Origin of the sequence: Pseudobutyrivibrio xylanivorans DSM 14809 (genome assembly GCF_900141825.1) — a bacterium.
GTDB classification, from domain to species: Bacteria; Bacillota; Clostridia; order Lachnospirales; family Lachnospiraceae; genus Pseudobutyrivibrio; species Pseudobutyrivibrio xylanivorans.
In genome coordinates this window covers 1-22,893 of record NZ_FQYQ01000021.1, presented here as the reverse complement: position 1 = coordinate 22,893, position 22,893 = coordinate 1, and the positions used below count along the sequence as shown (strand labels likewise).

Annotated in this window: 27 protein-coding genes; all 27 read left to right on the top strand. The window is 37.6% G+C overall.

Annotated features, from left to right (window positions below):
• Positions 1-3 precede the first annotated feature (3 nt).
• The 27 genes from rimO to BUA88_RS12440 all read left to right on the top strand — a co-directional run bounded on the left by rimO (position 4) and on the right by BUA88_RS12440 (position 22,747).
• Complete coding sequence (gene rimO / locus BUA88_RS12575; protein ID WP_072918613.1) at positions 4-1,332, top strand: 30S ribosomal protein S12 methylthiotransferase RimO; 1,329 nt, start codon at positions 4-6, stop codon at positions 1,330-1,332.
• A complete protein-coding gene (gene pgsA, locus BUA88_RS12570) occupies positions 1,329-1,871 on the top strand; it encodes a CDP-diacylglycerol--glycerol-3-phosphate 3-phosphatidyltransferase (RefSeq protein ID WP_072918611.1) in 543 nt (180 codons plus the stop codon). The genes rimO and pgsA overlap by 4 nt, the downstream gene beginning before the upstream one ends.
• A complete protein-coding gene (locus BUA88_RS12565; protein WP_072918608.1) occupies positions 1,871-2,350 on the top strand; it encodes a CinA family protein in 480 nt (159 codons plus the stop codon). The genes pgsA and BUA88_RS12565 overlap by 1 nt, the downstream gene beginning before the upstream one ends.
• Positions 2,351-2,352: 2 nt before the next feature.
• A complete protein-coding gene (gene rsmD, locus BUA88_RS12560; RefSeq protein ID WP_072918605.1) occupies positions 2,353-2,904 on the top strand; it encodes a 16S rRNA (guanine(966)-N(2))-methyltransferase RsmD in 552 nt (183 codons plus the stop codon).
• A gap of 1 nt (position 2,905) precedes the next feature.
• Positions 2,906-3,394, top strand: a complete 489-nt coding sequence (gene coaD / locus BUA88_RS12555; RefSeq protein ID WP_072918602.1) for a pantetheine-phosphate adenylyltransferase — start codon at positions 2,906-2,908, stop codon at positions 3,392-3,394.
• A gap of 6 nt (positions 3,395-3,400) precedes the next feature.
• Complete coding sequence (locus BUA88_RS12550; protein WP_072918599.1) at positions 3,401-4,096, top strand: ATP synthase subunit B family protein; 696 nt, start codon at positions 3,401-3,403, stop codon at positions 4,094-4,096.
• A gap of 57 nt (positions 4,097-4,153) precedes the next feature.
• A complete protein-coding gene (locus BUA88_RS12545) occupies positions 4,154-6,019 on the top strand; it encodes a YgiQ family radical SAM protein (RefSeq protein ID WP_072918596.1) in 1,866 nt (621 codons plus the stop codon).
• On the top strand, positions 5,988-6,923 hold the full coding sequence (locus tag BUA88_RS12540) for an RluA family pseudouridine synthase (RefSeq protein ID WP_072918593.1): 936 nt from the start codon (positions 5,988-5,990) through the stop codon (positions 6,921-6,923). Before BUA88_RS12545 ends, BUA88_RS12540 begins: the two co-directional genes overlap by 32 nt.
• Positions 6,910-7,443, top strand: a complete 534-nt coding sequence (locus BUA88_RS12535; protein WP_072918591.1) for a Holliday junction resolvase RecU — start codon at positions 6,910-6,912, stop codon at positions 7,441-7,443. The genes BUA88_RS12540 and BUA88_RS12535 overlap by 14 nt, the downstream gene beginning before the upstream one ends.
• An 82-nt stretch (positions 7,444-7,525) precedes the next feature.
• Positions 7,526-8,512 (top strand): ATP phosphoribosyltransferase regulatory subunit, encoded by a 987-nt coding sequence (hisZ, locus tag BUA88_RS12530; RefSeq protein WP_072918588.1) that lies wholly within the window; start codon positions 7,526-7,528, stop codon positions 8,510-8,512.
• A 1-nt stretch (position 8,513) separates the two neighbouring features.
• The gene (gene hisG, locus BUA88_RS12525) at positions 8,514-9,170 is read left to right on the top strand and encodes an ATP phosphoribosyltransferase (RefSeq protein WP_072918586.1); all 657 of its coding nucleotides are present in this window, start codon (positions 8,514-8,516) and stop codon (positions 9,168-9,170) included.
• Entirely contained in the window at positions 9,157-10,449 is a 1,293-nt protein-coding gene (gene hisD, locus BUA88_RS12520; RefSeq protein ID WP_072918583.1) for a histidinol dehydrogenase, read from the top strand. The genes hisG and hisD overlap by 14 nt, the downstream gene beginning before the upstream one ends.
• A gap of 126 nt (positions 10,450-10,575) precedes the next feature.
• A complete protein-coding gene (gene hisB, locus BUA88_RS12515) occupies positions 10,576-11,172 on the top strand; it encodes an imidazoleglycerol-phosphate dehydratase HisB (protein WP_072918580.1) in 597 nt (198 codons plus the stop codon).
• 21 nt (positions 11,173-11,193) lie between these two features.
• Positions 11,194-12,474: a bifunctional phosphoribosyl-AMP cyclohydrolase/phosphoribosyl-ATP diphosphatase HisIE gene (hisIE, locus tag BUA88_RS12510; RefSeq protein WP_072918577.1), complete on the top strand. Its 1,281-nt coding sequence runs from the start codon at positions 11,194-11,196 to the stop codon at positions 12,472-12,474.
• 9 nt (positions 12,475-12,483) lie between these two features.
• Positions 12,484-14,352: a TIGR03960 family B12-binding radical SAM protein gene (locus BUA88_RS12505; protein ID WP_072918575.1), complete on the top strand. Its 1,869-nt coding sequence runs from the start codon at positions 12,484-12,486 to the stop codon at positions 14,350-14,352.
• Positions 14,342-15,058 carry a TIGR03936 family radical SAM-associated protein gene (locus BUA88_RS12500; protein ID WP_072918573.1) on the top strand — a complete coding sequence of 239 codons (717 nt, stop codon included), beginning with the start codon at positions 14,342-14,344 and terminating at the stop codon, positions 15,056-15,058. The genes BUA88_RS12505 and BUA88_RS12500 overlap by 11 nt, the downstream gene beginning before the upstream one ends.
• Entirely contained in the window at positions 15,048-15,932 is an 885-nt protein-coding gene (locus BUA88_RS12495) for a ribonuclease E/G (RefSeq protein ID WP_072918570.1), read from the top strand. The genes BUA88_RS12500 and BUA88_RS12495 overlap by 11 nt, the downstream gene beginning before the upstream one ends.
• Before the next feature lie 36 nt (positions 15,933-15,968).
• Positions 15,969-16,541, top strand: a complete 573-nt coding sequence (locus tag BUA88_RS12490) for a thermonuclease family protein (RefSeq protein WP_072918568.1) — start codon at positions 15,969-15,971, stop codon at positions 16,539-16,541.
• A 24-nt stretch (positions 16,542-16,565) separates the two neighbouring features.
• A complete protein-coding gene (locus BUA88_RS12485; protein ID WP_072918566.1) occupies positions 16,566-16,934 on the top strand; it encodes a hypothetical protein in 369 nt (122 codons plus the stop codon).
• A gap of 162 nt (positions 16,935-17,096) precedes the next feature.
• Entirely contained in the window at positions 17,097-17,405 is a 309-nt protein-coding gene (gene rplU, locus BUA88_RS12480; protein ID WP_072918564.1) for a 50S ribosomal protein L21, read from the top strand.
• 2 nt (positions 17,406-17,407) lie between these two features.
• Positions 17,408-17,734, top strand: coding sequence for a ribosomal-processing cysteine protease Prp (locus BUA88_RS12475; protein WP_072918561.1), 327 nt, complete (start codon positions 17,408-17,410; stop codon positions 17,732-17,734).
• A 3-nt stretch (positions 17,735-17,737) separates the two neighbouring features.
• A complete protein-coding gene (gene rpmA / locus BUA88_RS12470; RefSeq protein ID WP_015549701.1) occupies positions 17,738-18,022 on the top strand; it encodes a 50S ribosomal protein L27 in 285 nt (94 codons plus the stop codon).
• Positions 18,023-18,081: 59 nt separating this feature from the next.
• On the top strand, positions 18,082-19,365 hold the full coding sequence (obgE, locus tag BUA88_RS12465) for a GTPase ObgE (protein WP_072918558.1): 1,284 nt from the start codon (positions 18,082-18,084) through the stop codon (positions 19,363-19,365).
• Between the two features lie 13 nt (positions 19,366-19,378).
• Positions 19,379-19,666 carry a YhbY family RNA-binding protein gene (locus BUA88_RS12460; RefSeq protein WP_028247079.1) on the top strand — a complete coding sequence of 96 codons (288 nt, stop codon included), beginning with the start codon at positions 19,379-19,381 and terminating at the stop codon, positions 19,664-19,666.
• Between the two features lie 9 nt (positions 19,667-19,675).
• Positions 19,676-20,869 carry a nicotinate (nicotinamide) nucleotide adenylyltransferase gene (gene nadD / locus BUA88_RS15935; protein WP_083572517.1) on the top strand — a complete coding sequence of 398 codons (1,194 nt, stop codon included), beginning with the start codon at positions 19,676-19,678 and terminating at the stop codon, positions 20,867-20,869.
• Positions 20,870-20,872: 3 nt separating this feature from the next.
• Positions 20,873-21,220: a ribosome silencing factor gene (gene rsfS / locus BUA88_RS12445; protein ID WP_072918555.1), complete on the top strand. Its 348-nt coding sequence runs from the start codon at positions 20,873-20,875 to the stop codon at positions 21,218-21,220.
• Between the two features lie 210 nt (positions 21,221-21,430).
• Positions 21,431-22,747 (top strand): IS4 family transposase, encoded by a 1,317-nt coding sequence (locus BUA88_RS12440; RefSeq protein WP_072916781.1) that lies wholly within the window; start codon positions 21,431-21,433, stop codon positions 22,745-22,747.
• Positions 22,748-22,893 lie beyond the last annotated feature (146 nt).

The window sequence follows — 22,893 nt, the reverse complement described above, 5'->3', positions numbered from 1 at the left end:
TATATGAAAGTTTTATTTGTTTCTCTTGGCTGTGATAAAAACCTGGTTGATTCTGAGCATATGCTTGGAGATTTGATGGAACAGGGATTTACTATCTGCGATGACGAAGCTGAGGCTGATATCATCGTTGTAAATACATGTTCTTTCATTGCTGATGCCATGGAGGAAAGCATTCAGAACATTATAGATCTTGGCCAGTACAAAGAGACTGGAAATCTTAAAGGTCTTATTGTTACAGGATGTCTTGCCCAGCGTTTCACAGATGAGATTCTTTCAGACCTTCCTGAGGTCGATGCCATCATTGGAACTAATTCATATGATGAGCTTTTAAATGCAATTAATAAAGTACTTGAAAAGAATGGCGAGAAGCCTGTTTATAAGAAGCCACTTACTGGTCTTCCTAAGGACGGAAAAAGAGTTCTTACAACAGGTGGGCATTTCGCCTATCTTAAAATAGCAGAGGGATGCAACAAACGTTGTACATACTGCATCATTCCATATATCAGAGGCGATTATCGTTCAGTTCCTATGGAGCAGGTTTTAGCTGAGGCAAAGCAGCTTGTTGCTGATGGCGTTAAAGAGCTTATTCTTGTTGCACAGGAGACTACCGTTTATGGAATGGACATTTATGGTAAAAAATCTTTACCAGAGCTTTTAAATAAGCTTTGTGAGATTGAGGACCTTAAATGGATTCGTATTTTATATGCTTATCCAGAAGAAATCACAGATGAGCTTATAGAATGCATGGCTTCACAGCCAAAGATTTGTCACTACATAGATATGCCTATTCAGCATTGTAATGATGAGCTTCTCAGAAAGATGGGACGCAAGACTAACAAGGCTGATATTATGAATATTGCTGATCGTTTAAGAAAAGCAATGCCTGATATTTCACTTCGCACTACATTGATTTGTGGTTTTCCAGGTGAGACAGAAGAAATGCATCAGGAGTTACTTCAGTTCATCAAAGATATGAAGTTTGACAGACTTGGTGCTTTCGCATATTCGAAAGAGGATGGCACTGTCGCAGCTACTTGGGATAATCAGGTAGACGAAGATTTAAAGCATAAATGGCAGGAAGAAGTTATGCTTTGCCAGAAGGACATTTCAATGTCCAACAATGAGAATTACGTAGGAAGAACTATTCCTGTATTCGTTGAAGGAAAGCTTCCTGAGGATGGTGTGTTTATCGGGCGTACTTATCGAGACACTCCATCAGTAGATGGCTTCATTTTTATTAATAGTGACACCGAGCTTGTTAGCGGTCAGTTTGTTGATGTGACTGTTACAAGCTTTGATGAATATGATTTGATAGGAGATGTAGCGTTATGAATTTACCAAACAAATTAACACTGTTAAGAGTTATCATGATCCCATTCTTTGTGTTCTTTCTACTTATCAAGCCAGAAAGCACAGCACTTAGAATCATCGCTGACCTTATCTTTATCGCAGCATCACTTACAGATATGGCCGACGGCAAGATTGCACGTAAATACAATCTTGTAACTAATTTTGGAAAGTTTATGGATCCACTTGCAGACAAGCTTCTTGTTTGTTCTGCTATGATTTGTCTCATCCAGACACGTCAGCTTGCAGCATGGTATGTAATTGTTATCATCGCAAGAGAGTTTATTATTTCTGGATTTAGACTTATCGCTGCTGAAAATGGTCTTGTTATCGCTGCTAATATTTTTGGCAAGATTAAGACTACAACTCAGATGATTATGATTGTTATTTTGGTAGCAAATCTTCCATTTGGTTGGCTTCAGGTTCTTGGAGAAATCTTCAAATGGGTTGCACTCATTATGACAATTTTATCCCTTGTAATTTATATCTATCAGAATATTGATGTGCTTAAGGAGCAGAATTAATGAATATTGATTCTATCATTAGCACTTTGACAGCAGGTGGCTATTCTGTAGCCACCGCTGAGTCATGTACAGGTGGAATGATTGCCAGTACTATTGTAGATGTTCCAGGAGCTTCAGATTGTTTCAACGAAGGGTATGTTACCTACTCAAACGAAGCCAAGATGAAGAATCTTGGAGTAAAGGATTCTACTTTAATGGCACATGGAGCCGTTAGCTATGAGACTGCTGTCGAAATGGCTAAGGGTGTTAGAAAAAAAGCTAAAGCGGATTTTGGCGTATCATCAACCGGCATTGCTGGGCCAGGTGGTAGTTCTCCTAAAAAGCCTGTGGGGCTTGTATATATTGGCTGTGCGTATGGAGATGATAAATGCATAGTTAAAGAGCTTCATCTTAAAGGAGACAGAACTACAGTCCGAACTTCAGCTACAAAAGAAGCGTTGGAGCTTCTTGGAGAATGTATTAACAAAATAGGTGAATAACTTTGAGAATAATATCCGGTAGTAAACGTGGCATGGTTCTAGAAACTCCAGAAGGACTAGATACCAGACCAACCTCAGACAGAATAAAAGAAACACTCTTTAACATGATTGCTTTTGACATTCCTGATTGCAATTTTTTAGATTTGTTTTCTGGAAGCGGTCAGATGGGAATCGAGGCTCTTAGCCGTGGTGCTAAAGAGGCTGTCTTTGTTGAAAAAGATAAAAAGGCATTAAATTGTATTAATCACAATATAGCAAAGGCTAAGTTTGAGGATTGTTCCAAAGTTTTTAATGAAGATGTTTTTTCTGCTATCAGCAGGTTAAAATGCTCTGATGGTTTTGATATAGTTTTTATGGATCCTCCTTACAATAAGCTTATTGAAAAGCAAGTGTTGGAGTCTCTTGTTTCAAGAGATTATATTACGGATGACACTATGATTATTGTGGAAGCCAGCATTGAAACATCTTTTGATTACGTTTCTGAATTAGGATATTCCATTGTTAAAGAGAAGGTCTATAAGACTAATAAACATATATTTTTAAAGAAGGTTTAGAATGAGAAGAGCAATTTATCCTGGAAGTTTTGATCCAATTACTTTTGGTCATTTGGATATTATTAAAAGAGCTAGTAAGTTAAGCGATGAATTAATAGTTGGTGTCCTTAACAACAAGCAAAAAAATCCGTTGTTTTCCGTAGACGAACGTGTTAACATGATAAGAGAATTGACAGAAAATTTAGATAATGTCAAAGTTGAAAGCTTTGAAGGTCTATTAGTCGATTTTGCAAAAGAAAAGGATGCACAGGTTATTATCAGGGGCCTTAGAGCTGTTACTGATTTCGAAAATGAAATTCAGCTGGCTCAGTCTAATAAGGTTCAATATCCTGAGCTTGAAACGTTGTTTATGACAACATCTTTACAGTATTCTTATTTGAGTTCTACAGTCGCAAAGGAATTTGCGTCTTACGGGGGAGATATCAGCCTATTTGTTCCATCTCAGGTTATACCTCTTATAGAAGCCAAATTTAAAAACAAGGAGAAGTAAAACATCATGCCAAACGCAAGTAAAATAGAAGATATTATTGATGAGATTGAAGCTTATATTGATGATTGTAAGCCAACAGCATTTTCTACAAGCAAGATTGTTGTTAACAGAGATGAGTTAGAATCTTTAATTCAGGAGCTTAGAACAAAGACACCTGATGAAATAAAGAAATATCAGCGTATGATTGCCAATCGTGAGCAGATTTTAGCAGACGCAAAGGCAAAGGCTGATGAGATTATCAGCAAAGCACAGATTCAGACTAACGAGCTTGTATCTGAGCACCAGATTATGCAACAGGCATATGCGCAGGCTAATGAAGTTATTCTTATTGCGCAGAAGAATGCTCAGGAAAAGATTGATAGAGCAACTGAGGATGCTAATAATATTCGCATGGGAGCTATCGCATATACGGATGAGCTTCTTGCTAATATCCAGACAATCCTTGCTAACTCTATTGAAACAGCTAAGAATCGTAATGAGACATTCCTTGCTACAATGCAGACATATTTGGATACTGTAGATGCAAACAGAGCATCACTTGTTCCAGATTCACTTAACGAAGGAAATTCTGATCCAGCAAGTGCACCGGCTTCAGAGCATACACCAGTTGCAGAAGAGCCAGCTATTTCTGCTGCATCTTCAAACGATGAGGAAGACGTACCTGCACTTGATATTCCAGATCAGTTCTTTAATAAAGAGTAATCATCAAAATTTAGGGGCATCCACAGGTTGGATGCCTTAATTATTTAAGAGGTATTTATGCAACAATTTTTACCAGTTTCTAAAAAGGATATGAAGGAAAGAGGCATTGAGCAGCTGGACTTTGTCTATGTCTGTGGAGATGCTTATGTTGATCATCCTTCTTTTGGAGCTGCAATTATATGTCGAATACTAGAATTACATGGCTATACTGTAGGAATCATTCCTCAACCGGATTGGAAGGATGATAATTCTATCAATATCCTTGGAGAACCTCGTTTGGGCTTCTTTGTTTCTGCAGGTAACATGGATTCTATGGTTAACCATTACAGCGTTTCAAAGCATCACAGAGAATACGATAACTATTCACCAGGTGGAAAGGCTGGACTTAGACCTGATTACGCTACTATCGTTTATTGTAATCTGATCCGTCACACCTATAAAACAAAGCCTATTATCATAGGAGGTATCGAGGCATCTCTTAGAAGACTTGCCCATTATGACTATTGGTCAAACAAGGTGAGACGTTCAATTCTTTTGGATTCAGGTGCTGATATTATTTCTTACGGCATGGGAGAGCGTTCCGTTGTTGAAATAGCGGATTGTCTTGCGTCAGGAATGGATGTAAGAGATATCACATATATTGACGGTACAGTATATAAAACTAGAGATAAGTCTTTTACTGAAGATGGTATTATTCTTCCTTCTTTTGAGGAAATCAAAGCTGATAAAAAGACTTATGCAAAAAGCTTCTATACTCAATACGTAAATACGGATGCATTTACAGCTAAGAAATTAGTTGAGACATATGACGGCGCAATGTACGTCATTCAAAATCCTCCACAGAAGCCACTTTCACGTCAGGAGATGGATGATGTATATGCCATAGAATACATGCGCGCCTATCATCCCATGTATGAGAAGGATGGTGGTATTCCTGCTATTAAGGAGGTTAAGTTCTCATTAATTAGTAATAGAGGATGCTTCGGTGGCTGTAATTTCTGTGCCCTTACATTCCATCAGGGACGTATTATTCAGTCAAGAAGTCAAGAATCCATTATTGATGAGGCAAAGCTTATCACTCAGGATCCAGAATTTAAGGGTTATATTCATGATGTAGGTGGTCCTACTGCAAACTTTAGAAATCCATCTTGTAAAAAACAGATGGAAAAGGGTGTATGTACGAATAGACAGTGCCTTTTCCCTACTAAGTGTCCTAATCTTCAGGTTAGTCATAAAGAGTACGTAGAGCTTCTTACTAAGCTTAGAAAATTGCCAAAGGTTAAGAAAGTATTTGTTCGTTCTGGTGTGCGTTTTGATTACGTAATGTACGATAAGGATGATACATTCTTAAGAGATCTTTGTAAGTATCATATTAGTGGCCAGCTTAAGGTGGCTCCGGAACACATTTCTAACAATGTACTTAGTTACCTCGGAAAGCCTGATATAAGCGTTTACAATGCTTTCTGCGATAAATATGCGAAGATTAATAAAGAACTTGGTCTAAAGCAGTATTTGGTGCCTTATTTAATGAGTTCCCATCCAGGTTCCACATTGGATGATGCTATTGCATTGGCTGAATACTTACGTGACCATCATTTGTCTCCTGAGCAAGTTCAGGATTTCTATCCTACACCTAGTACAATTTCGACTACAATGTACTATACAGAGATTGATCCTAGAGATATGAAGCCTGTTTATGTCTGCAAGAATCCTCATGAGAAGGCTATGCAGCGCGCTCTCATTCAGTACAAGAGACCAGAGAATTATGACCTCGTAAAAGAGGCTCTTATGAAGGCTGGACGAGAGGACTTAATTGGATTTGGTGAAGAATGCCTTATCCCACCTAGAAAGATTAAAGGTAAAAATATTAAGAATAATAAAAAGACATCAAATGAAAGAACTAAGAATAGACGACGCAAATAGCAATCAGCGTTTTGACAAATATTTAAAGAGGGTATTATCTGAAGCCAGCACTTCTTTTATTTATAAGATGCTACGCAAAAAGAATATCACTTTAAATGATAAAAAGGCTGATGGTTCAGAAAAACTTAATAGCGGAGATGTGGTTAAAATCTGGTTTTCAGATGAAACATTTGAGAAGATGAGTGGTGCATCTAACGCTGACCCATTATATGAGGCTATTTCAAAAGGACCTAATATCATAGACATTGTCTACGAGGATGATGATATGATTATTATTAATAAGCCATCTGGAATTAAGTCTCAGAAGGATTCTGATGGAGAGGTTTCTATTAATGAGATGGCAATCTCTTACATGATTAAGACGGGGCAGCTGACAGAGGAGAGCTTCAAGCATTTCCATCCTAGTATCTGTAACAGACTTGATAGAAATACTTCGGGCATTGTTTTGTTTGCCAAGAATCTTAAAACCGCTCAGAATCTTGGATTGGCACTTAAGGAGCGAAGCTGTAAAAAGCTTTATCATGCTATCGTTATCGGAAATATAACTGAGTCCCAGACTATTGACGGGTTCCTATACAAGGATGAGGCCACAAACAAGGTTACAATCCACAATAAAGATACCAAAGATGCAAAGCCAATTAAGACGGCTTATCGTCCTTTAAAGCATTTGGATAACGACCTTACACTACTTGAGATTCATTTGATTACTGGACGAACACATCAGATTAGAGCACATTTAACTTCAATCGGTCATCCGATTTTAGGTGACATGAAATACGGAAATACGAATATCAACAAAAGGCTTAATGTAAAATCGCAGCTTCTTCATGCATTTTCTATCGAGTTTGAAGATGGAAGATGTTTTGAGGCAAAAGAGCCGGAGGAGTTTAATGTCTACTTTTAAATCAAGGGGGCTTCGAGGTTCTACCTTCGAGGAATTTATTAATAAGACTAATGAGGTCTATGAAGAAAATGGTTTGGCACTGATTCAGAAAATCCCTACACCTATTACGCCTATTGATATGGACAAGAAGGGGCATATTACACTTGCCTATTTTGATCAGAAATCTACTGTTGATTATGTGGGAGCCATACAGGGGATTCCAGTTTGTTTTGATGCCAAGGAATGTAACAAAGATACCTTCCCACTTCAGAACATTCATCAGCATCAGATAGATTTCATGGGCAAATGGGAGGCTCAGGATGGATTGGCCTTCATACTTATTTTCTTTAGTGAAAGAGATATTTATTATTATCTTACATATGCCCAGTTAAAGACTTTCTGGGATAGAATGACAGAGGGCGGAAGGAAGAGCTTTAGGATAGAAGAGCTTGATGAAAAGTATTTCTTTCAAACTAAACCCAACCTTCTGGTTCCGTACCTTGATATGATTAATATTGATTTGAGCAGTCGCAAAGGTTGACTTTGTGGCTGTTTTTTGATATTGTTACTTTATTACATTAGCAGACTAAAGTGAAATTAAAACCGATGAGGTGAAAAATAATATGAAAAATTTGACTTTGCACACACCTGAGGGTGTACGCGACATTTACAACAGTGAATATGAGCGACGACTTGATACTTTATATAATCTTAGAAAATGTTTTAAAAAGTACAACTATGCACCAATCTCAACACCTACCTTCGAGTATTTTGATACATTCTCTAGAGAAGTAGGTTCTTGTGAGTCCAATGAAATGTTTAAGTTTTTTGACCGAGATGGAAATACTCTTGTATTAAGACCTGATATTACTCCATCTATTGCAAGAGCGGCGGCTATGTATTTCTCAGATACAGATGGAGCAGTTAAGCTTTCTTACGAAGGTAATGTATTTATAAATTATCATAGCCTTCAGGGACGTTTAAAAGAAAGTACACAGGCAGGATGCGAGTTTATAGGAGACAGTTCTGTAGATGCAGATGCTGAGATTCTTACTATTGTCGTAAATGCTTTAAAGGAAAGTGGACTTAAGGAATTTGAAATAGGTGTAGGTCATTATGATATTGTTCGAGGACTTATTGATGCAGCAAATCTTTCAGAGGACATGGAAGAAAAGCTTGTAGGACTTATTTCAAATAAGAATTTCTTTGGAGCAAAGGAACTTCTCGAAAGTGCTGGAGTATCAAAGAGCCTTATTGAATTATTTGATCTCACAGGAAAGATTTTAAATTCACCTTCAGAATGGAAGCCTTATATGGATAAGGCGAAGAAGTATAAGAAGGTTTATGATGCACTTGAGTATCTTACAAAGCTCTATGACTTACTTAATAAAAATAAGGTGATGGATTTCATTTCCTTTGAGCTTGGTATGATTTCTGAATACAAATATTACACAGGAATCATCTTTACAGGATATTCCTATGGAGTTGGCGAACCACTTGTTAAGGGTGGCCGTTATGATTCATTACTTAGCCTCTTTGGCAAGGATTCACCTGCCATTGGCTTTGCTATTACCGTTGACCAACTGATGTTAGCATTGGAGAGACAATAAAATGAGCGATAGATATTTAACATTCGCCCTTGGAAAGGGACGACTTGCAAAACAAACACTTGCTTTATTTGAAAGCATTGGCATCACCTGCGATGAGATGAAAAATCCTGATACAAGAAAGCTTATCTTCACTAATGAGGAATTAAAACTTAAATTCTTTTTGGCAAAGGGACCTGATGTTCCTACATACGTTGAGTATGGAGCTGCAGATATTGGTGTAGTAGGTGAGGATACTATCCTTGAGGAGAACCGCAATATTTACGAGGTTTTAGATCTTGGCTTTGGAAAATGCAGAATGTGTGTCTGTGGACCAGCTGAGGCGGCTGAGTTATTAAAGCATCATGAACTCATCCGTGTTGCCAGCAAATATCCTCGTATTGCTAAGGATCATTTCTACAACACTAAGAATCAGACGGTTGAGATTATTAAGTTAAACGGTTCTATCGAACTGGCACCTATCGTTGGACTTTCTGAAGTCATCGTGGATATCGTTGAGACAGGTTCTACTCTTAGAGAAAACGGACTTGTAGTTCTCGAGGAAGTATGTCCACTTTCAGCAAGAATGGTAGTAAATCAGGTGTCTATGAAGATGGAATATGAAAGAATTACTGAGCTTATTGAGAAGCTGAAGGGAGCACTTGAAAATGAGAAAGCTTAAGCTTACAGCAAATACTATAGATAATATTTTAGAGACACTTCTTAAGCGTAGCCCAAACCAGTACACAGAGTACGAGGCTACTGTTAATGAAATCGTAAATAATGTTAGAGAAAATGGCGATGAGGCAATATTCGCATATACGAAGAAATTCGATGGAGCTGATATTAATGCTGGCAATATCGTAGTTACAAAAGAGGAGATTGAAGAAGCATATACTCTTGTTCCACAGGAGCTTGTTGATGTTATTCGTAAGGCTCTTGTTAACATTGAAAAATACCACGCAAAGCAGAAGCAGAACAGTTGGTTTACATCAGAAGAAGGTATTATCCTTGGACAGAAGGTTACACCACTTGCAAAGGTGGGTGTTTACGTGCCAGGTGGTAAGGCTGTTTATCCTTCATCAGTTCTTATGAACATTATGCCAGCAAAGGTTGCTGGAGTTGAATGCATTTATATGTGCACTCCATGTAACAAGGAAGGAAAAGTAAATCCAAGTACCCTTGTTGCAGCAAACGAAGCAGGTTGTGATGTTATTTACAAGTGCGGAGGTGCTCAGGCCATTGCAGCTATGGCATTTGGTACAGAGTCAATTGCCAAGGTTGATAAGATCGTAGGTCCTGGAAACATTTTCGTAGCCCTTGCTAAAAAGGCAGTGTTTGGTTATGTATCTATTGATTCTATTGCTGGACCTTCAGAGATTTTAGTTCTTGCTGATGAGACTGCTAATCCTACATACGTGGCTGCAGATTTATTATCACAGGCAGAGCATGATGAACTTGCATCAGCTATTCTTGTTACTACATCAGAGAAACTTGCAGATGAGGTAGAAAAGGAAATCGAAAGATTTGTAAAGATCCTTTCAAGAAAAGACATTATCCAGAAGTCACTTGATAACTTTGGATATCTTCTTGTGGCTGACAATATGAAGGATGCAGTGGACTGCGTAAACGCTATTGCATCAGAGCACTTGGAAATTGTCACAGCTAATCCTTTTGAGACTATGACTTATGTGAAAAACGCTGGAGCTATTTTCCTTGGTCAGTATTCTTCTGAGCCACTTGGAGATTATTTTGCAGGACCAAATCACGTGCTTCCAACAAACGGAACAGCAAGATTTTTCTCACCACTTTCAGTGGATGATTTTGTTAAGAAATCAAGCATCATTTCGTATTCTAAAGAAGCTCTTGAGGCTGTATATCCAGACATTGTTAAGTTTGCAAATAACGAACAGCTTACAGCTCACGCAAACTCAATCAAGGTACGATTTGAGGACATTTAGTTTTTGATAAAAAGGGAATTTTATATAAATTTATTAGCGGATTTTGTGTAGTTTACCATCCTTTAATTAGATACGTATTTACGTTATAATTAAAGGCGTGGAAATTATAAATAATTAGGTGAAATTATGTCAGAGGAACGCAGGGCAAAGGTTGCTAGAAAAACAAAAGAAACAGATATTACCATCGATTTTTCAATAGATGGTTCAGGTGAGTGTCAGGTAAGTTCAGGCATAGGATTTTTTGATCATATGCTTGATGCTTTTACAAGACATGGTCTCTTTGATTTATCTGCGTCAATAAAGGGGGATTTACAGGTTGATTGTCATCACACTATCGAGGACACTGGTATAGTGCTTGGCAATGCAATCAAAAAAGCCTGCGGGGGAAAGCTTGGGATAAAACGATATGGCAGTTGTATTCTTCCGATGGACGAGACATTAGTGCTTGTTGCAGTGGATTTATGTAACAGACCATATTTATCTTTTGAAGCAGAATTTCCTACGGAGAAAATAGGGTATATGGATACAGAGATGGTAAAGGAATTTTTCTATGCTATTTCTTATTCAGCAGGAATGAATTTACATATTAAGGTTCTTACACCGGGAAATTCACATCATATGTGTGAGGCGATGTTTAAGGCATTTGCCAAAGCATTGGACGAGGCTACAACTATTGACCCAAGACTTAATAATTCCACTATGACTACAAAGGGTTCAATTTAATTTAAAGGAGCAGGACTTGACATGGAACACAAAAACATAGTTGCCACTATTTATATTAAAGATGGTATGGCGGTAAAAAGCCCTACTGAGCTTGATGTAAAAAAGGATGTACTCGAGTTGGCATCAGTATATGATGACAGCGGTATAGATAAAATTATTTGTTATGATTTATCTACTGATGATGAGGAGCACGAGAAGAATATTCTTGCAATTAGAGAGATTAATCGTAACGTTCAGGTTAAGACAGCTGGTGGCGGAAACATTAAACGTCTCGAGGATGTTAAGAAGCTTCTCTATGCTGGTTGTGTGGAGGTTATTCTTAACGGTTCAAAGCCTGAGACAATTGATTTGATTAAGGAAGCGAGTGCCAGATTTGGTTCACAGAAAATGCTTGTAAGTCTTTCAACAGTTGATTTCCTGTTTAAGACAAAGGATTTTCTTCCAAGCAATATTCATGAGCTGCTTATCATGAATACATCTCTTTTAGAGGGCTTGGAGAACATCACTGAGATTCCATATATTGCTCAGGTAGATGAGTATGACCTTGATAAGGTACTTAAAGTACTTAAGTCAGATCAGATTCGTGGTATTTCAGGACAGTTCATCAATGATACTAATTTCAATATCATGCAGATGAAGAGTGAGCTTTCTGATTCTGGAATCAAGATGGACAACTTCGAACCAAAGCTTGCATGGTCTGATTTAAAGCCTGATTCAAACGGACTTGTACCTACTGTTATTCAGGATTTCCAGACAGGCGAGGTTCTTATGCTTGCTTACATGAACGAGGAATCGTTTAATACTACAATTCGTACAGGCAAGATGACATATTATTCCCGTTCTCGTCAGTCTCTTTGGGTAAAGGGCGAGACGAGCGGACATTTTCAGTTTGTCAAGTCATTGACTGCTGACTGTGATTTTGATACTATTTTGGCGAAAGTTTCTCAGGTTGGAGTGGCATGTCACACTGGTGCGCCTAGCTGCTTCTTCAATGAGATAGTAAAAAAGGAGTATATTGAGCGTAATCCACTTAAGGTATTCGAGGATGTTTATGCAGTCATTGCAGATCGTCAGAAGAATCCTAAGGAAGGTTCTTACACTAATTACCTTTTTGATAAGGGATTGGATAAGATTCTTAAAAAAGTGGGTGAAGAGGCTACAGAGATTGTTATTGCAGCCAAGAATCCTGATTCTGAAGAGACCAAATATGAGATTTCAGACTTCCTGTATCACATGATGGTTCTTATGGTTGCCAAAGGAGTTACCTGGGAAGATATTACATCTGAGCTTGCTCAAAGATAAAATTATTATATGAAAAAACTTGCATTACCTGACGATATTTTGATGCAGATTGATAAGCCTGCACGATATATCGGCAACGAATTTAATAGTGTAAAAAAGAATCCTGCTGACGTAGACATCAGATTTGCTATGTGTTTCCCTGATGTCTACGAAGTAGGTATGTCTCACCTTGGAATAGCTATCCTTTACGATATGCTTAACAAGCGTGAGGATACATATTGTGAAAGGGTATATTCGCCATGGCCAGATTTACATAATCTGATGAAGGAGCGTAATATACCTCTTTTTGCGTTAGAATCACAGGATGCTATCAAGGATTTTGATTTTATAGGTATGACTCTTCAGTATGAGATGTGCTACACCAATATACTTCAGATTCTTGATTTAGCAGGTGTGGCTTTAGAGTCAAAGGATCGTGAAAACGATGACCCTATTGTTATCGTAGGTGGCCCTTGCGCTACTAATCCAGAGCCTATCGCTGATTTTGTTGATTTAGTTTACGTAGGAGAGGGTGAGACCAGCTATCCACTTCTTCTTGATTTATATAAGGAACACAAGGCAAAGGGCTTCGACCGTCAGTCTTTCCTTAGAGCTGCAGCAAAGATTCCAGGAATCTATGTGCCAGCTTTTTATGAGGTTACTTATAAGGAATCTGATGGTACAATCGAAAGCTTTAAGCCTATTTATGATGACGTACCTGCAGTCATTGACCGTCAGGTGGTAAAGGACATGGACTCTTCAAGCTATCCAACAAAGATGCTTATTCCATTTGTCCGTGCTATTCAGGACAGAGTTGTTCTTGAAATTCAGCGTGGTTGTATCAGAGGTTGTCGTTTCTGCCAGGCTGGTATGATTTACCGTCCAAATAGAGAGAAGTCTGTTGATGTTCTTAAGGAACAGGCTAGAGAACTTCTTGCATCTACAGGGCACGAGGAGATTTCTCTTAGCTCACTTTCATCAAGTGATTATCATGCGCTTGGAGAGCTTATGGATTTCCTTATTGATGACTGTTTATCAGAGGGCGTTAATGTTTCATTACCGTCTTTACGAATTGATGCATTTTCACTTGATGTTATGTCTAAGGTTCAGGATGTTAGAAAATCCAGCATTACTTTTGCTCCTGAGGCAGGCTCACAGAGAATGCGAAATGTTATTAACAAGGGTCTTACTGTAGAGGATATCATTGGCGGTGCCACACTTGCATTTAAGGGTGGCTGGAATAAGGTGAAGTTCTACTTCATGCTTGGTCTTCCTACAGAGACAGACGAAGACATGAAGGCTATTCCACAGCTTGCTAATGAAGTTGCTGCTGCATATTACGATACTGTTCCAAAGGAACAGCGTCAGGGCCGCTGCCAGATTACTATTTCTACATCGTTCTTCGTACCAAAGCCATTTACACCTTTCCAGTGGGCTCCAATGTACGAGGCTGGAGAATACTTACGTCGTGCTAAGGTTGTTAATGACGAAATGAAGGCACAGCTCAATCAAAAGTCTCTTAAGTATAACTGGCATCATTCTGATGTTACTGTTCTTGAGGGTGTGTTTGCCCGCGGTGACCGTAGACTTTGCCCAGCAATTTTAGATGCATATAAGAGTGGATGCTTCTTTGATGCATGGGGCGAGTACTTTGATTTCGATAAGTGGCTTGCTGCTTTTGAAAAGAATAATATTTCTATAGATTATTATGCATACCGTCAGCGTGATTTAGATGAGATTCTTCCATGGGATTTCATTAATTGTCACGTTACAAAGGATTTCCTTAAGAGAGAGTGGAACAATGCCATGAACGCAAAGGTTACTCCTAACTGTAAAATGAGCTGCAACGGTTGTGGTGCTGGAATTATTGGATCGGGGGTATGTCATAATGCGCGTTAGAGTTAAATTTGCCAAAACTGGCATAATGAGATATGTAGGTCATCTTGACCTTATGAGATTTTTCCAGAAGGCTGTTAAAAGATCAGAGCTTCCAATCAGATATTCAGAAGGATTTAATCCTCATCAGATTATGTCTTTCGCTGCACCACTAGGCGTAGGTCTTACCTCAGAGGGTGAGTATATGGATATTGATTTAAAGGAAAAGGTAGATTCTGCATCAGCTCTTAAGGCTTTAAATGATAACATGGTAGAAGGTTTGGAGATTACAGGTTTTAAGTATCTTCCAGATACAGCAGAAAAATGTATGTCTGCAGTTACAGCTGCAAGCTATGTTGTGACTTATAAGGATTCAAAGGATGATGCCTGCTACATCGATAATATTATCGATTTAAAGGAGAGATTTTTTGATGAAGCAGTTTCTATCAATATTGTTAAGAAGACTAAGAAAGGTGAAAGAGAGCTTGATTTAAAACCTCTTATTTACCGTTTTAATTTAATTATTAAAGAAGGTGTGCCAGAGTATGACCTTCTTCTTTCAAGTGGAAGTACTGATAATATTAAGCCAGAATTAGTGATTAAGGCTTTCCATGAATTCATCGGATTACCTGATTTTGATGAGCTGTCACTTGATATCAGAAGAATCGACATGTTTACTGGCGAGCCAGATTCCTTAATTTCTTTAGGAGATATTGGTGATGAGCATTAAAAAATGCGTAATTACAAAAGGAATATACAATGATAAGGAGCTTCGGCTCCTTGTTTCTTTTGATGAAAATGATAAACCATTAGATGTAATTAATCTTGATATTACGAAGGTTGGCACAGTTTGTGAGGCAGCAGTAGAAAAGGTTTTAAATGATATAGATGCGTGCATATTAAAGCTTTCCACAGGGGATAAGGGATTTATTGAGAATCGAAAGCTTAAACCTGAATTCTTTATTGAAAGACATTCGGAGAAAAAGAAGGTATGCCAAAATGACAGGTTTTGGGTGCAAATAACACAGGATAAGAAAAGTACTAAGCCTTATTCCTGCAATTTCATAAAGGATAATCCTACATCGGATTATAGAGACTTTATAGATTTCTTTATTGAAAAATTTGCGGATAAGGATTGCGAAATAGTATCCGATTTAGACGAAATCATTTCTAAAAATCTAAACATAAGAGCCTACACAGATGAATCATTTTCTTTATGGCAATTGTTTGATTTAACAAAGCTACTTGATAATGTAACGTTAAAAGTTGCATATATAAAAAATGGTGGAAATATTGTTATTGAACCTACTGAGGCCATGACCGTTATTGATGTTAATTCCGGAAAGAATGGTGGCAAAGGTTCACCTATGGAAATAAATCGACAGGCATTAGAAGAAATTGCAGCGCAACTTAGATTACGCTCAATCTCTGGAATAATTATTATTGATTTATTAAAAGTATCAAATAAGGAAGAAGATAAGCTTATAGAAATTGCGAAGGATGCTTTTAAAGATGATTATTCTGATGTGACTATTCATGGTTTTACTAATCTAGGTCTAATGGAAATAACACGATCAAGATTGTTTTCACCTATAATTCTATAATGCTTTAATATTGAGACAGAAAGAGAAGAATTATTTATGAAAAATAAGAAATTGCAAAGAGCTTTAATACTATTCTTCATTTTTTTAATTGGATGTAGTAGTCCGAAGGTATACAATAGTGTCAATGGTTATGAGGATTCAAATTTGGATGCAGTAAAATTCGTCAGAACTGTAGATGGTGATACGATTATTGTAGAAGATGCTGTAGGGGAACAGAAGCGTGTTCGAATGATTGGTATCGATACTCCGGAATCTGTTGCAGCCGAGGAAGAACGTAACAATGAGTATGGTGTAATGGCAAGCGATTATACTAAGGAGTTACTTGCTAACACGGATCAGCTTTACCTTGAATATGATGTTGATTTTGATGATCAGTATGACAGAATTTTAGCTTATGTATGGTTAGATGATGTGACTAACACCTTTGATGAGCAGAACATAGAAAATTCAATGGTTAATGCTATAATCGTTAAGAATGGGTATGGCGTAGCAAAAAGATATGAGCCTACAGTAGCTCATGATGATTGTTTACAGGCTCTCATGAAAGAAGCCAAGGATAATAATACTGGTCTTTGGCAATATGATGGCTTCAGAAAATTGTGGGATTAATTCTTAATCTGCGGGGGTGCAGCTATGGATATTAATGAAATCATTCAGGTTGTAGAGAAAAAAGCAGAGGAAATTGCTGAAGAGGAAATCGTAAAATATATTAAAGACTTTCCAGAAATTACACTTACCGATGAAGCAAAGGATTCTGTCCGTGTTCGTTCGACTTCTCAGCTTACCTTACAGCTGAGCAAATTCAGATTTCATAAGGATATGGATTTGGATGAGCAGTTTAATAGTTGGTTCGAGCAGAGTGAAGAGGATGATTTAAGGCGTACTTGTAGACATTGTCTAGAAGATGAGGCAAAGAAGATTCGTGATGTAAATAGTAAGAATTTAAGTTCATTGGACGCCTATTTAAAAAAGCATCTTGGAGCTGTTCATCAGGTGGATTAGTTATCTTATAAATTTTCTAAGTTTTATGAACAATTTGGATTGACGTAGTGAAAATCCTGTGTTAATATACTTGAGTATGCCGCTCAGTGTGGTTTTTAAAGTGTGTTTCATTCCGAAGCACCACCGAAACTGGCGAGTAATGATAAAAAGGAGGAACAAACCATGTACGCAATTATTGCAACAGGTGGTAAGCAGTACAAAGTCTCTGAAGGCGATATCATTACCATTGAAAAGCTCGGCGTTGAGGCTGGTGAGAAGGTTACTTTTGATCAGGTTCTTGCTGTTAGCGACAAGGAACTCAAGGTTGGTGCACCTACAGTAGCAGGCGCAACAGTTGAGGCTTCTGTTGTTAAGGAAGGCAGAGGTAAGAAGGTAATCGTTTACAAGTATAAGAGAAAAACAGGTTACCACAAGAAGAATGGCCACAGACAGTCATTCACACAGGTTAAGATCGAAAAGATTAACGGCTAATTATGATTAGCGTAGTGATTTCCAAACACAATAATGAAATAGTTAATGTTTCACTTGATGGCCATGCAGGATATGCTGATCACGGTCAGGATATTGTTTGTGCGGCGGTATCAGTTCTTGTTATTAATACTTTTAATAGTATTGAACAGTTTACGGATGATGCATTTTCCAGTGAGGCTGCCGAGGATGGTGGTTATATGACCATGGCATTCCCGGATGGTATTTCGGATAAATCAAAGCTATTGCTTGATTCTATGATATTAGGTTTGGACGAAATTCAAAAACAATACGGTGATGAATATATTTCATTACAATACAAGGAGGTGTAAGACATGTTACAGATGAACCTTCAGTTCTTCGCTCATAAAAAGGGTGTAGGCTCTACAAAGAACGGTAGAGATTCAGAGTCTAAGAGATTAGGCGCTAAAAGAGCAGACGGTCAGTTCGTTAAGGCTGGCAATATTCTTTACAGACAGCGTGGTACAAAGATTCTTCCAGGCAACAATGTAGGTCTCGGTGGAGACGATACACTTTTTGCTTTAGTTGATGGAGTACTTCGTTTCGAAAGAAAAGGTAGAGACAAGAAGCAGGCTTCTGTCTATCCAGTAGAACAGTAATCATTTGACCCGACTAACATTATGTAAGTCGGGTCAATTTTAAATTTGAGGAGAAATCTATGTTTGCTGATAGAGCAAAAATTATTATAAAATCAGGTAAAGGTGGCGACGGTCACGTAAGCTTCCGACGTGAAAAGTATGTACCAAATGGTGGTCCAAATGGTGGCGACGGTGGTAAAGGTGGCGACGTTATTTTTGAAGTCGACCCAGGACTCAATACTTTGGTTGATTACCGTCATAGACGCAAATTTGCTGCGGGAGCAGGTGAAGAGGGTGGCAAAGATAATTGTCATGGTAAAAATGGCGAGGATCTTATCCTTAAGGTCCCAGAGGGTACAGTAATAAAGGACGCTGAAAGCGGTCGAGTTATTGCTGATATGTCTGGAGATAATAAGCGTCAGATAGTTCTTCCAGGTGGTAAGGGCGGTCTTGGTAATCAGCACTTTGCAACTTCTACAATGCAGGCACCAAAGTATGCTAAGCCAGGTGTTGATGCCATCGAACTTGAAGTTATCCTTGAGCTTAAGGTTATTGCTGATGTTGGTCTTGTTGGATATCCAAATGTTGGAAAATCAACATTCCTTTCACGTGTAACTAATGCTCAGCCTAAAATTGGAAATTATCATTTTACAACACTTTCTCCAAACTTAGGTGTTGTTGATGTTGATGATATAAATGGATTTGTTATTGCTGATATTCCAGGCCTTATCGAGGGTGCTTCAGAAGGTATCGGCCTTGGACACGAGTTCCTTCGTCATATTGAACGTACTAAGGTTATCATTCATATGGTAGATGGAGCGTCAGTTGAAGGTCGTGATCCAGTAGAGGATATTAAGACTATCTCAGCAGAGCTTCAAGCATACGACCCAGAGCTTCTTAAGAAGCCACAGGTTATTGCTGCTAATAAGATGGATGTTATCGGCGAGGAATCTAATGAGGTTATCGAAGCATTAAAGGCTGAATTCGAGCCTAAGGGAATTAAGGTTTATCCTATTTCTGCAGTTAGTGGAAAGGGCCTTAAAGAGCTTCTTTACGAGGTTGTAAGACTTCTTGATACATGCGATGACGAGCTTATCGTATACGAGCAGGAATTTGATCCTACAATTCGTGCATTTAGTGAGGAGCCATACACTGTTGAGATTAACGATGAGGGCGACTATGTAGTTGAAGGTCCTCGCATTGAGAAAATGCTTGGTTACACTAATCTCGAATCTGAGAAGGGCTTCTTATTCTTCCAGAACTTCCTTAAAGAGCAGGGTATCTTAAAGGAACTTGAGGAAAAGGGTATCCAGGAAGGTGATACAGTTAGAATGTATGGCCTTGTGTTTGATTATTACAAGTAATTAGGAGATCGAAATGACAAATAAACAGAGAGCATATTTATCATCTCTTGCAGCTGATATGAGTCCAATTCTTCAGATTGGTAAGGCTTCACTTACTCCGGAGTATACAAACGCTGTAGATGAGGCACTTGAGGCAAGAGAGCTTATTAAAATTAATGTTTTAAAGAACTGCTTTGATGACCCAAAGGAGATTGCACAGGTTCTTTCTGAGCGTACACATTCAGAGGTTGTTAGAGTAATCGGCAGAAAAATTATTCTTTATAGAGCAGCGAAGAAGCCTACTATTAAGCTTCCTCAGTAAGGAGACAGCATGAGAATTGGTATTTATGGCGGGACATTCAATCCAATTCACAACACACATATAGAGATAGCTAAGGCCGCGCTTAATCAGTATAACCTAGACAAAGTATACCTTTTGGTTGCCGGAACGCCGCCCCATAAGGATACTGCAGAATCGGTTGCTGATATTTGCAGACTTGAAATGGTAGAACTGGCAATCCAGAACGATAAAGAATTATCTATTGATGATAGAGAAATTTATCGTTCCGGTAAGAGCTACTCATATATCACTTTGACAGAATTAAAGAACGAGCATCCTGATGATGATTTGTTCTTTATAATGGGTAGTGATAGTCTTTTAAATTTTAAAAACTGGGTAAAACCTGAGATTATTTCCAATGCTGCTACTATTTTAGTGGCACCAAGACTGGGTGATGATACTGAGCTTCTCAATAAATCTATAGAAGAGTGTAAAACTCTTTTTGAAGGAGAGTTTTTCCTAATAGATTATGCAGCTAACGGTATTGCTTCATCAAAAGTAAGAGAAGATTTTTATAAAGATGAGAAGGTTAAAGATTGTCTTAAACCTGAAGTCATTCAATATATTATCAATCATAATTTATATAGTGAGCATCAGTATTCATATCCTGATATTTTGAAATTATCAGAGGAGATGAAAATTGCACTTAAGCCAGGCAGATATGTACACACATTAGGTGTTGCTACTACAGCTTATGCATTGGCCCTTAAATGGAATTATCCGGCTTACACAGCTATGGTTGCCGGAATGCTTCATGATTGTGCTAAATGCATTAGTGATGAAGAACGCTTAGATATATGCGAAAGCAACGATCTTCCAATCAGTGATATAGAGCGAAAATATCCACATTTATTGCATGGAAAGGTTGGAGCATATTTCTGTTCCTCAAAATATGATGTGTATGACCCACAGATAGCTCACGCAATCACGTATCATACAACAGGTTGCCCTAATATGAATTTATTAGATAAGATTATCTTTGTCGCTGATTATATTGAACCAGGTAGAGATAAACAGCCTAGACTTGATATATTGAGATCGGAAGCATATACAGATTTAGATAGATGTGTTTACATGATTTTAGAGGATTCTGTCGCTTATTTGAACAATAATCCAGATATGGTAGACCCTACTACAGTAGATACATATAATTACTATAAACAGTACATGAAAGAAAAGAGGTAGACTATGGACGCAAGAGAAATGGCAAAGATTGTTTGCAAAGCCCTTGATGATAAAAAAGCAATCGACATTAAAGCGATTGATATTTCAAATATCAGTATTATGGCTGATTATTTTATTGTTGCTTCAGCATCTAATCAGAATCAGCTCAATGCAATGCAGGATGAAGTAGACAGACTCCTTTATGAGCAGGGTATTCATGCTAAGTCAATTGAAGGAAACAGACAGAGTACATGGGTACTTATGGATTATGAGGATGTTATTGTTCATCTTTTCTCTGAAGAGGATAGACTTTTCTATGATCTTGAGAGAATCTGGAAAGATGGAATCTTAATTGATGCAAAAGATTTATAAAATATAAGGACGACCAAAATGGTCAATGTCATTAAGTTAAGATGAATCAATTGAGATCTCTATACCAGAAATGGTATAGGGGTCTTCTTTTTTATAAATATATGTTGACATAACAAGAGAAATATGTGGCCGCTTTCGCTACTGATGTTTTTAAGGTAGCGAAAGCGGCCCTTGTAATTAAGGGAAAACTTGATTACGAGGAGGTAACATATGAAACCTAAACATGTCAAAAAAATTTTAATTTCAGAGATTGAATCTACCGCTAAGAGTATGTGTAACTATGTAAATAATAAAGAAACTGACTTCATAAGAAATAGGAAATTACCATTCCTGACGATTATCAAATCCATTATTGGTATGGAAAGTAAAAGTCTTACAAATGAACTAATAGATATTTTCCCAAATGTTGAATCTTTGCCGTCTGCATCTGCTTTTGTGCAGCAACGACAAAAGATTAAGGCAGAAGCATTTAAAGCTATTTTTAATGGTTTTACTAATAAGTTGATGTCGGAAGATAGTAACGATATGGTAATTCTTGCGGTTGATGGTTCTGATATACAAATACCGACCAATTATGATGATAAAAGCTCGTATTATCCAGGTGCTAATGGGCAAAAGCCATATAATCTTCTGCATTTGAATGCGCTGTATGATTTAAATAAGCACATATATGCAGATGCATTAATACAGGGAAAACGAAATCTAAATGAACATTTAGCATTACAACAAATGGTAGATAAATCAAATATAGATTGTGCTCTCATCATAGCTGACAGAGGATATGAATCTTATAACAGCATGGCACATATACAGGAAAAGGGATGGTTCTTTCTAATTCGTATAAGAGATGGAATATGTGGAATAAAAGCAGGTTTTGAATTACCTGAAGAGCCTGAATATGATGTTAGTATTGAATTAAACCTCACTCGCAAGCAAACGATTGAAACAAAAAAATTGTTTAAAGACAGAAATCATTACAGGGCACTTCCTGCAACCACACCGTTTGACTATCTTCCTTCTATATCTAGGAAAAGTGACCCTACTAGATTTTATAAGCTTTATTTTAGACTTGTACGTTTTGAAATTAGTGATGGAATATATGAGAGTGTTGTAACAAACTTAGATTCATTGAAATATCCGCCATCAAAACTTAAAGAATTGTACGCAGAACGCTGGGGAATAGAAAGCTCATTTAGAGACTTAAAATACACAATAGGAATGCTTAATTTTCATTCAAAAAAGGTGATGTGTATTCATCAGGAAATCTATGCCCATTTGATAATGTATAACTTTGCAGAAATGATTACCTCGCACGTAGTCATTGAAAAAAAGCAAAGAAAATATACATACAAGGCGAACTTCTCAGTCGCTGCTCATGTATGTAGACAATTTTTTCAAGGAAAAACAACATCACCTAATTTAGAAACCATTATTGCTAGAAATACAATCCCAATTAGAACTGGAAGGCACCGAGAAAGAAACCTCACAGCAAAAGTATTTCGTGGTTTCTTATATAGAGTAGCATAAAAATAATAATTTAAAAACGCTTTGCTGGCAGATTTATCATCTGTCTATTTGTTATGCTTAAAATGAAAAAACGAGATTGAAGTTTATAGCTCCAATCTCGTTTTCTTTATTTTAGTCTCCACTGCAATGTTAACTTAATGACATTG

Coding starts and splice junctions, on each gene's coding strand:
- rimO (WP_072918613.1), top strand. CDS start 4: ATGAAAGTTTTATTTGTTTCTCTTGGCTGTGATAAAAACCTGGTTGAT.
- pgsA (WP_072918611.1), top strand. CDS start 1,329: ATGAATTTACCAAACAAATTAACACTGTTAAGAGTTATCATGATCCCA.
- BUA88_RS12565 (WP_072918608.1), top strand. CDS start 1,871: ATGAATATTGATTCTATCATTAGCACTTTGACAGCAGGTGGCTATTCT.
- coaD (WP_072918602.1), top strand. CDS start 2,906: ATGAGAAGAGCAATTTATCCTGGAAGTTTTGATCCAATTACTTTTGGT.
- BUA88_RS12550 (WP_072918599.1), top strand. CDS start 3,401: ATGCCAAACGCAAGTAAAATAGAAGATATTATTGATGAGATTGAAGCT.
- BUA88_RS12545 (WP_072918596.1), top strand. CDS start 4,154: ATGCAACAATTTTTACCAGTTTCTAAAAAGGATATGAAGGAAAGAGGC.
- BUA88_RS12540 (WP_072918593.1), top strand. CDS start 5,988: ATGAAAGAACTAAGAATAGACGACGCAAATAGCAATCAGCGTTTTGAC.
- BUA88_RS12535 (WP_072918591.1), top strand. CDS start 6,910: ATGTCTACTTTTAAATCAAGGGGGCTTCGAGGTTCTACCTTCGAGGAA.
- hisZ (WP_072918588.1), top strand. CDS start 7,526: ATGAAAAATTTGACTTTGCACACACCTGAGGGTGTACGCGACATTTAC.
- hisG (WP_072918586.1), top strand. CDS start 8,514: ATGAGCGATAGATATTTAACATTCGCCCTTGGAAAGGGACGACTTGCA.
- hisD (WP_072918583.1), top strand. CDS start 9,157: ATGAGAAAGCTTAAGCTTACAGCAAATACTATAGATAATATTTTAGAG.
- hisB (WP_072918580.1), top strand. CDS start 10,576: ATGTCAGAGGAACGCAGGGCAAAGGTTGCTAGAAAAACAAAAGAAACA.
- hisIE (WP_072918577.1), top strand. CDS start 11,194: ATGGAACACAAAAACATAGTTGCCACTATTTATATTAAAGATGGTATG.
- BUA88_RS12505 (WP_072918575.1), top strand. CDS start 12,484: ATGAAAAAACTTGCATTACCTGACGATATTTTGATGCAGATTGATAAG.
- BUA88_RS12500 (WP_072918573.1), top strand. CDS start 14,342: ATGCGCGTTAGAGTTAAATTTGCCAAAACTGGCATAATGAGATATGTA.
- BUA88_RS12495 (WP_072918570.1), top strand. CDS start 15,048: ATGAGCATTAAAAAATGCGTAATTACAAAAGGAATATACAATGATAAG.
- BUA88_RS12490 (WP_072918568.1), top strand. CDS start 15,969: ATGAAAAATAAGAAATTGCAAAGAGCTTTAATACTATTCTTCATTTTT.
- BUA88_RS12485 (WP_072918566.1), top strand. CDS start 16,566: ATGGATATTAATGAAATCATTCAGGTTGTAGAGAAAAAAGCAGAGGAA.
- rplU (WP_072918564.1), top strand. CDS start 17,097: ATGTACGCAATTATTGCAACAGGTGGTAAGCAGTACAAAGTCTCTGAA.
- BUA88_RS12475 (WP_072918561.1), top strand. CDS start 17,408: ATGATTAGCGTAGTGATTTCCAAACACAATAATGAAATAGTTAATGTT.
- rpmA (WP_015549701.1), top strand. CDS start 17,738: ATGTTACAGATGAACCTTCAGTTCTTCGCTCATAAAAAGGGTGTAGGC.
- obgE (WP_072918558.1), top strand. CDS start 18,082: ATGTTTGCTGATAGAGCAAAAATTATTATAAAATCAGGTAAAGGTGGC.
- BUA88_RS12460 (WP_028247079.1), top strand. CDS start 19,379: ATGACAAATAAACAGAGAGCATATTTATCATCTCTTGCAGCTGATATG.
- nadD (WP_083572517.1), top strand. CDS start 19,676: ATGAGAATTGGTATTTATGGCGGGACATTCAATCCAATTCACAACACA.
- rsfS (WP_072918555.1), top strand. CDS start 20,873: ATGGACGCAAGAGAAATGGCAAAGATTGTTTGCAAAGCCCTTGATGAT.
- BUA88_RS12440 (WP_072916781.1), top strand. CDS start 21,431: ATGAAACCTAAACATGTCAAAAAAATTTTAATTTCAGAGATTGAATCT.